We start from the raw sequence: 1,965 nt of genomic DNA on the forward strand, positions 1-1,965 counted from the left end.
AAGTGTGGCCGTTGCTGATGGCGGCCTGCAGCCAGTAGCAGGCGGTCGGAACATGACAGCCGACACCTTGCCCGTGATAGTAAAAACAGGCGAGGTGGTATTGGGCGGAAGGGTGGTTTTGTTCGGCAGCAATGGCGTACCAGTGTGCAGCCGCCCGAGGGTCTTGCGTCGTACCGAGGCCGTAATGGTAGATGCGGCCTAAGGCTGCCGCCGCGTTTTTATGGTGAAATTCGGCAGCTTCCATGTAATTTTTGCGCGCGGCATTGTGGTCGGTGGGACGGCCGATGGCATTGGCTTGTGCTTCCGCCAAACGGTAGATGGTTTCGGTTTGTTGTTGCTGCAGGGCGGCAGTTTTGATTTGTTCGTATTGTTGCGGATGGTACAGCGCGGCGTCGCTGATGAGTTTTTGTGCTGCGGCGACAGAACCCAGCGCGGCGGCATGGTGGTAGTAATCATGCGCGATATGGTTGTCGGCTTTGATGCCGAGGCCGTAGCGGTAGAGGTCGCCCATGATTTTCAGCGCTTCGGGATGGTCTTTCTCGGCAGCGGCTTTGGCATAGCGCGCCGCTTGGAACGGATCGCGTTCGGAAAGTTCGCCGGTCAGGGTGTATTGGGCCAGCTTGGCCTGTGCTTCCGCTTGCTCCTTATCGGCGGCACGACGATACCATTCTAAGGCTTCGGGCTTGCGTTGGGCGGCAAGAAGGTCGGCCAGCAGGGTTTGTGCGGCGATGTGGCGGGCTTGCGCGGCTTGTTCGAGATAATGTTTGGCTTGTGCGTGGTCGGGGCTGATACCCGTGCCGTAGAAGTAGATTTGACCGAGTTGCCAACAGGCGGCAGCCACGCCGAGCGCGGCCGCTTTTTCGTATTGTTCGATGGCTGTCGCAATGTCGCCTTGGCGTTGATGATGGCGTGCCAGATGGTAATACGCAGGCGCGGCATATCGGGCGGCGGCAAGCTCCGCCCAGTAGAGGGATTGTGGATCGTTGCGTTGCGCGTGGTAACGCATGAGGATTAATTGGGCTTCGGGGTGACCTTGCTCACCCAGCCAGGCGTATTCGTTAAGAAGCTGTCCTGTTGGGGTACCGTTGTGTTCGCGTTGTTGCAGCAGGATAAAGAGTGCCTTGGGATGGCGTTGGGCCGCGGCGGCTTCCAGCCATGGAAGTGCCTGCTCCGGATGACCATTTTGCAGCAGATGATTGCCCAATACAAAAGCAGCTTCCGTATAACCCTGCTCTGCGGCCTGTTGCAGCAGGGGCAGGGCTTGGGCGGTATTGGATTGTTCCAAAAGGGCGGCGGCTTGCCGGTAGAGGATATCAGGAGCGGCGGTCATGGTTTGCGGGCGGATATAAAGTGGAAGACGGATGCTGCAGCATATGGGCGGCAATACCGGCTGAGGGCTTTGTAAAAATATTGCTCGCCACAGTTTTGTAAAGTGTATTGCCTTGCTGGCTTATCTTTAGGATGTTTGGCTTGTTATATTGTTTTGCCTGGGAGTACATCCATATTTTGTGTGTTATTAAGGCCTCAGCTTGAGTTGGTATGCTTTTATGACATCTCAGTTATTATACTGTCTTTGTAATTTATTGTTAATGATAAATGCAGGTTTTTGTGTTTTATTTACATGGCAGTAGCTAAGGTATTGATTGCTTCAGGCCGTCTGAAATGTTTTCAGACGGCCTGAGCTTTCTTTCACTAAGTCAGGTTGTCGGTGCGGAAGAGTCGGAGGTTTTTTTGTTGGGGAAAAACACCTGACTATAGAAGTTGCCATTAATTTGGGTCACGTTGAGGTGGTACATACGGTAGGCATGGAACAAGTCGCTGTCAGGTGGTGTCGGATGATTCCAAAACTCTGCCAAGGTATTTTGGTCAGTAATGCCGGGAATATCATAATAGGCACGGCCGAGCACTTTGACAGGCATATTGTGTATCAGTCCGGACAGGCCGCTGGTGCTGTTGATGGTAACC

The 1,965-nt window shown here is 53.9% G+C and carries 2 protein-coding genes; both read right to left on the bottom strand.

Going from position 1 to position 1,965, the window contains the following annotated elements:
- A partial coding sequence (locus ACTHUM_RS12440) for an SEL1-like repeat protein (protein ID WP_440403005.1) occupies nt 1–1,330 on the bottom strand: 1,330 nt, incomplete at its 3' end.
- 367 nt (nt 1,331–1,697) lie between these two features.
- The coding region (locus tag ACTHUM_RS12445; RefSeq protein ID WP_440403006.1) for a capsular polysaccharide export protein, LipB/KpsS family at nt 1,698–1,965 on the bottom strand (268 nt) is incomplete at its 5' end.

The sequence above is a fragment of the Neisseria sp. P0021.S006 genome, assembly GCF_051956895.1.